This window comes from Mesorhizobium sp. M2A.F.Ca.ET.037.01.1.1 (assembly GCF_003998075.1).
Taxonomy (GTDB): domain Bacteria; phylum Pseudomonadota; class Alphaproteobacteria; order Rhizobiales; family Rhizobiaceae; genus Mesorhizobium.
The window spans coordinates 1-1,875 of the sequence record NZ_RZSA01001155.1; the positions used below are offsets into that span (position 1 = coordinate 1).

Consider the following 1,875-nt stretch of genomic DNA (forward strand, 5'->3'; position numbering starts at 1 on the left):
GCGCAAGATGCTCGATTGGATGCTCGGCTTCGCCCTCCGCCAGCGCAACCGGCGGTAGTTTCGTCTTATGGAAGCGATGCACCGCCACATCGGCCGTCGCCGGATGCCGCCGCTCGGAACTCTCGGGCGCGCCCAGCAGCGCGCGGCTGACGATCGAATGCCAGGTGCCGGGGCTGGGCTGCCGCTTGCCGTGATAGCCGCAGACGATCAGCCGGTCCTCGGCGCGCGTCATGCCGACATAGAGCAGCCGCCGGTATTCGTCGTCCGCCAGTTCGCGCGCCCGCACCGAGGCCGCCTTCGAAACGCCATTGGCGACATCGCTGGCCGAGCGCCACAGATAGCCCTTGCCCCTCCATTGCGTCCCCGAGCTTTCGAACGGCATCAGCCGCGGCAGATGCTGGTCGCTGAACGGCGCCGAGCCGCCATCGACCAGGAAGACCAACGGCGCCTCCAGGCCCTTGGCGGCGTGCACGGTCATGACGCGCACCTCATCGCGCGTCTGGTCCATCTCGCGCTTGATCTCGGGGCCCGCATTCTCCAGTGTCGACAGGAAGGATTCCAGCCCCGGCAGTCCGGTCCGTTCCTCGGCCAGGCAAAAGCTCAGGAATTCGTCGAGGATGTCGCCGGCTTCGGGTCCAAGCCGCGCCGTCATCTTGCGGCGCAGCCCGTCGCGCGCCAGCGCCGCGGCGTAGAATTCGAACACCGGCTTGAACGCGACCTCGGTTGCCCAGCCATCGAGCCGGCTAACGACAGCGGCGAGGGAAACATCTTCGGCCGCGTGATGCCTGAGCGAGGCAATCAGCGACTGGCCCTTCGGCCTTTGGCTGGCAAGCGTCAATAACGTCTCCTCGGAGACCTCGAAGATCGGGCTGCGCAGCACCGCGGCCAGCGAAAGATCGTCCTCCGGCTGGATCAGGAAATGTCCGAGCGCGATCAGGTCCTGCACCGCGATATGGCCGGGCAGGCTGAGCCGATCTGCGCCGGCGACCGGGATCTGCCGGTTCTTCAGGCTGCGCGACAGCGCATGGACGAAGCGGTCGCGCTTGCGCACCAGCACCAGGATGTCGCCGGCGGTCAGCTTCCTGCCCTTGCCTTCGATGACCTCGCCTTGCTTGAGCCAGGTCTGGATGGTCGTGGCCACATGCTCGGCGACGCGCACGGCGGGGGCGCTGGCGTGGTTGACCGGCAAGGTCCAGTCGTCCGGTTCCTCGACCATCTCGGCGCCGACCGATGGCCACACCTCGACATAGCCGGGCGCGTCATTGCGGATCGCCTTGTGGCTGAGCGGATCGGGATCGTGGCTGATGCCGCGCCGCACGCCGGGTTCAGCGAAGACGCGGTCGACGGCGGCCAGCACATCGTCGCTCGACCGGAACGACCAGGTGAGCTTGAGATTGGCGAAGGCGGCTTCGGCGTCGCGCACGCGCCCGGCGAACAGCTGCCGGCTTTCAGCGAAGGAATCCGGCGCTGCCCCTTGGAAGGAGTAGATCGACTGCTTCTCGTCACCGACGGCAAACACCGTGCGCCTGACTGCCTCGCGCTGGCCGAGCCCGGCAAAGAACTCTTCCGTCAGCTTCTTCACCACCTCCCATTGGTCCGGGCTGGTGTCCTGCGCCTCGTCGAGCAGGATATGATCAATGCCCTGGTCGAGCTTGAACTGCACCCATGGTCCGGCATCGGGCCGTGACAGCAGGCTCACGGTGCGGGTGATGAGGTCGTTGAAGTCGAGGAAGCCGCGTCCGCGCTTCAACTGCTCGTAGCGCGCGATCAGCCAGCCCGCGACGGTGAGCGCCGCCGCCGTGCCTTCCAGCATGCGGAACAGCGCCAGCCGGTCCGACACGTCGAGGATCGCCTTGGCCCCGGCCAGATAGCGGT

At 67.1% G+C, this 1,875-nt stretch carries 1 protein-coding gene; it reads right to left on the reverse strand.

From position 1 onward, the window contains the following. Nucleotides 1-1,875: UvrD-helicase domain-containing protein (locus EOA27_RS34540; protein WP_145970761.1), on the reverse strand; the 1,875-nt coding region annotated here is incomplete at both ends.